Here is a 4,684-nt window from a genome sequence, read left to right on the forward strand (position 1 = left end):
CTCAGCGGAGCGGCGCCCGGCCCGCGGCGCCGCAGCGCCTCGACGCTCAGGCCGTCGCCCCCGGCGACCTCGCCGACGCGACCTTCGGCGACCTCGGGCTCGGTCAGAACATCGTCAAGGCGCTCGACGAGCTCGGGGCGCGGCATCCGTTCGCCATTCAGGCGGCCACGATCCCCTCGATCCTCGAAGGACGCGACGTGCTCGCGCGCGGGCGGACCGGCTCCGGCAAGACGATCGCGTTCGGCGCCCCGCTCGTCGAGAGCGTGCTGCGCTCGCAGGCGGGGCACAAGCGCGAGATCGGCCGCGCGCCGCGCGCGTTGATCCTCGCGCCGACCCGCGAGCTCGCGCTGCAGATCGACGCGACGATCCAGCCGATCGCGCGGAGCGTCGGGCTGTTCACGACTCAGATCTACGGCGGTGTCTCGCACGGCCGCCAGCTCGGTGCGCTCAAAAAGGGCATCGACATCGTGATCGGCACGCCCGGCCGCATCGAGGATCTCGTCGAGCAGGGCGCACTCGACCTCTCCGCCATCCGCGTCATCGTGCTCGACGAGGCCGACCACATGAGCGAGCTCGGGTTCGTCGAAGCGGTCCAGCGGTTGCTGCGCCGGACGCCCCGGCGCTCGCAGAAGCTGCTGTACTCGGCGACGCTCGATCGCGAGGTCGAGGCGCTCGTGGCCGAGTTCCTCGCCGATCCGGCGGTGTACGAGGTGGCGGGTGAGACCCAGGCGACCGCGGCGATCGACCATCGCGTGCTCGTCGTCGACCACCGCCACAAGGCCGAGATCCTGCGCGCGCTGGTCGACCGCCCGGGCAAGACGCTCGTCTTCACCCGCACCCGCGCGTACGCCGAGATGCTGGCCGAGCAGTTCGAGCAGGCCGGCGTCCGCGCGCTCGCCCTCCACGGCGACCTCGATCAGGCGCGCCGCACGCGCAACCTCGAGCGTCTGACCTCCGGCAAGGTCGGTGTGCTGGTGGCGACGGATGTCGCGGCGCGCGGCATCCATGTCGACGACATCGATCTGGTGATCCAGGCCGATCCGCCCGACGAGTTCAAGGCCTATCTGCATCGCGCGGGCCGCACCGGGCGCGCCGGCCGCGCGGGGACGGTGGTGACCCTCGTCACCCGACAGCGCCGGGCGCGTCTGGTCGAGCTGCTCGAGCGCGCCGAGATCGAGGCGCCGTTCGACGAAGCCCGCCCGGGCGGCCCGATTCTCGACGAGCTTCGCGCGACTCGCTGAACGGCGCGGCGGCGGAAGCAGGCCGGGGTCTTCCCCTGGCGCGGCGGCTCATGCCAGAATGAGCATGCGCATTTGTTAGGACGCTTACCTAAATGATCCCGACGGATGCCTCCCAACCGCAATCGAAGGAGCTTGTGTGTCCCCCCGCAGAATCCCGGCTCTCGCAGCCGCCGTCGCCGGAGCACTCGTCGCCGGCCTGGTCGCGGCATCCCCCGCCGTCGCCGTTCCGGAAGAATCCACCCCCACCACGACCCTCAACGGCTACCGCAACGTCGGCTACTACGGTCAATGGCGCGCGACCGGCGAGGCCCAGGCCACGATCAAGCGGCTGTTCGTCGACACCGCCGCCGGTGAGGACCTCACCCATCTCAACTACTCGTTCGGCAACATCGCCGGCGACCAGGCGGCGCTCGACGCCGCGCGCGCGGCCGACGTGCAAGGTCTCGACGAGGTCGAGCCGCACACGTGCTTCATCTCCGACACGCCGGCCGCCGGGCCCGGACTCACCGACACGGCCGGCGACGCCGACAGCGACTTCGTGCACGCCTTCACCGCCCAGCAGTCGGTGCTCGGCCTCGCCGATGGCAAGAAGCAGAAGCTCGCCGGCAACTTCAACCAGCTCAGGCAGCTGAAGCGCCTCTACCCCGACCTCAAGGTCAACATCTCGCTCGGCGGCTGGTCGTGGTCGAAGTCGTTCTCGAAGGCGGTGGCGACGCCCGAGCTGCGTGCGGGCCTCGCCGAGTCGTGCATCGACCTCTACATCCGGGGCAACCTGCCCGAGATCGACGGCCGCGGCGGCGACGGCGTCGCCGCCGGGATCTTCGACGGCTTCGACCTCGACTGGGAGTGGCCGGGCGCACCCGACTGGGCGCAGGAGGTCGGCAACAGCGTGGACCCCGTCAACGACAAGGCCAACTTCATCGCGTTCGTCGCCGAGCTGCGCGCGCAGCTCGACGCGCTCGAGAGCGAGACCGGCGCCGAATACGAGATCTCGGCGTTCCTCCCGGCCGGTCCGACGCAGATCGCCGCAGGCGGCTGGAACACGCCGGAGCTGTGGGCGAACCTCGACTACGGCAACCTGCAGGGCTACGACCTGTGGGGTTCATGGGCGGCCGAGACCGGCCACCAGGGCAACGTCTCCGGCGACCCGGCGCACAACTGGGGACTCGGCCTCGACACCGTCGTCGCCTCGTACGTCAACGCGGGCGTCGACCCGGCGAAGCTCAACCTCGGGCTCGCGGCCTACGGGCAGGGATGGCGCGACGCCGAGCCCGAGCCGTGGAGCGTCTCGGGCGGCGGCCTCGGTCAGATCACATGGGACCAGCTGAAGGCGCGCGACCTCGAGATCCACCACGAGTACACCGCGGACGGCGCGTTCAACGCGACGTGGGGGTACGATCCCGCAGCACGCGAGTTCTGGTCGTTCGACGACGAACTCGCGGTGGCCGAGAAGACGGCGTGGGCGATCTCGAAGGGGCTCGGCGGCGTCGACTTCTGGGAGATCGGCAACGACGTCGCGGGCGACCTCGCCGCAGCCTCGGCCGGCGTGCTGCGGGCGGCGGCACCTGGGCCGGTGGCGGGTTCGGCCTCCCTGCTGTGCGCGCAGACCCCGGATGCCGCAGCCACGGCCTGGAACGCGCAGACCACGTATCGCGGGGGAGAGCTGGTGTTCCTCGACGGGCGCGTGTTCGAAGCGCAGTGGTATGCGAAGGGCGACGAGCCCGGCGCGTCCGTTCGCGGACCGTGGAGCACCCTGACGGCATGCGGTGTCGACCCCGCCACCGTGCAGGACTGGTACGCCGACCGCATCTACCTGAAGGGCGACCAGGTCGTGCACGACGGCGTCACCTATACAGCCCGGTGGTGGAGCCGCGCCGACGAGCCCGGCGCCAAGCACGGGCCCTGGACGCGCTGACCGGCTGTCCGGAACTGAGCCCGCCACAGGGCGGGGCGCACCCGAACGATGCGCCCGCCCTGTGGCGTGTCGCCCGGCCCAGTACACAGAATAGGAGATCTCGGCCGACACGCCGCGTGGCGGCATCCGTCATCGGCGTGTCTGCGAAAGTGTCCGATTCTGTGCACGCCGATGCGAGCGAGTCCGGCCCCTCTCGCGCGTTCGCCGCGGAGAAACGGATGCTGCCGCTCAGGCCGCGTTCGGCGGTCTCGGGTCACTCGTGTCGGTCGCCGGAGGCCTCGAGGCGGATCGGGTCGTGACCGTGGCGTCGCCGGCGGATGCCGAGCTGCTGCTCGCGCAGTTCCAGACGATGCTCCGCTACAGCGACCGCGTCACGCGCGAGATGACGGGCCGCTTCGCGCGCACGTACTTTCCGGACGACGAGGATCCCTTCGCGTGGCTCAGCGCCGTGCGTCGCCCGCTGCCGTCGGGGACGCCGCTGCTGGTGGCGCATGACGAGCGCGACGGCATGGTGCCGTTCGGCGAGGCGGCGCGCATCGCCGACGCGAACCCGGGCGCGACCCTGCTCACCACGAAGGGCCTGGGGCACAGCCGCATCCTGAGCACCGACGTGTTCCTCGACCCGGCTATCGACTTCGTGACGACGGATGCGGTCATCCCGCCGGCGGCGAGGGCCACCGGTCGTGCGATGCCCCGGGCCGCTGAGCCCGTCACGGCACTCGTCTGACGGTGCTTGCGCGGCGGTTGAGGGATCGCACGTATGCTCGGGTTTCGGCCACCGTGCCGTCGTGCGCAAGGGAGAGAAGATGGCAGAGGCATCCCGGGCGGGGGAATGGGAGGTCGCCGTCGGCGGACTTTCGAGGTCCGAGCTGAAGAGCGAGCTTGCGGCACAAGGCATCGTGCTGAATCCTCATGCCGAGACCCTCCTCGACGACGCGATCTTCGACGAGCACGGCGCTGCGCAAGCTGTGGTGCTCGCAGAACGGACGGTCGCCGATCTGGGTCTTGCCGACGGCGCGACCCTGCCCGAGATCTACGAGGCTGCGCAGAGGCTGGGCCTGAGGCTGTGCTCTGCAGACACCGCGCCCTATCTCCGCCTCGCGCTTTCGCAGCAGGCGGCAGCGCCTGACAGCGTCATGTCGTCGGGACGTGCACCGGCCGGTGCGCTCACGGTCGCGGCGGAGCCGCTGAGCGACGACATCGAGTATCCGAAGGGCTTCTACCTTCGAGTCGTCGACGACCAGGCATGGCTGCGCGGCTACCGCTGCGACGACGAGCATGTGTGGTCACCGGAGGACCGCTTCGTCTTCCGCGTGCCGACACCTGCGGCGTGACTCGAAACCCCGGGGAGGCGTATCGGCTCGAGCCGAGAGCGCCGCATACCGACGGGCACTCGCGTCGTTCGGCGAGAGGCATCAGAACAGCGGGGTCGCCGTCGGGGCGGCACGGCCCGCATCGGCAGTGCGCGCTGCGGCGCGCCCGCGCGACGTCACGACGACCGATGCCGCACGCGCGTCGGCGCGCGCCG

4 protein-coding genes are annotated in these 4,684 nt (G+C 70.9%); all 4 read left to right on the forward strand.

What is annotated here, in order from left to right:
- The coding region (locus EIO58_RS12955) for a DEAD/DEAH box helicase (protein ID WP_164861687.1) at positions 1-1,241 on the forward strand (1,241 nt) is incomplete at its 5' end.
- A 136-nt stretch (positions 1,242-1,377) separates the two neighbouring features.
- Positions 1,378-3,156 (forward strand): glycosyl hydrolase family 18 protein, encoded by a 1,779-nt coding sequence (locus EIO58_RS12960; RefSeq protein ID WP_127819890.1) that lies wholly within the window; start codon positions 1,378-1,380, stop codon positions 3,154-3,156.
- A gap of 295 nt (positions 3,157-3,451) precedes the next feature.
- Positions 3,452-3,883 carry an alpha/beta fold hydrolase gene (locus EIO58_RS12965; RefSeq protein WP_127819891.1) on the forward strand — a complete coding sequence of 144 codons (432 nt, stop codon included), beginning with the start codon at positions 3,452-3,454 and terminating at the stop codon, positions 3,881-3,883.
- Positions 3,884-3,944: 61 nt separating this feature from the next.
- On the forward strand, positions 3,945-4,490 hold the full coding sequence (locus EIO58_RS12970) for a hypothetical protein (RefSeq protein ID WP_240658820.1): 546 nt from the start codon (positions 3,945-3,947) through the stop codon (positions 4,488-4,490).
- Positions 4,491-4,684 lie beyond the last annotated feature (194 nt).

This window comes from Microbacterium sp. CPCC 204701, from assembly GCF_004010105.1.
Classification (GTDB): Bacteria; Actinomycetota; Actinomycetes; order Actinomycetales; family Microbacteriaceae; genus Microbacterium.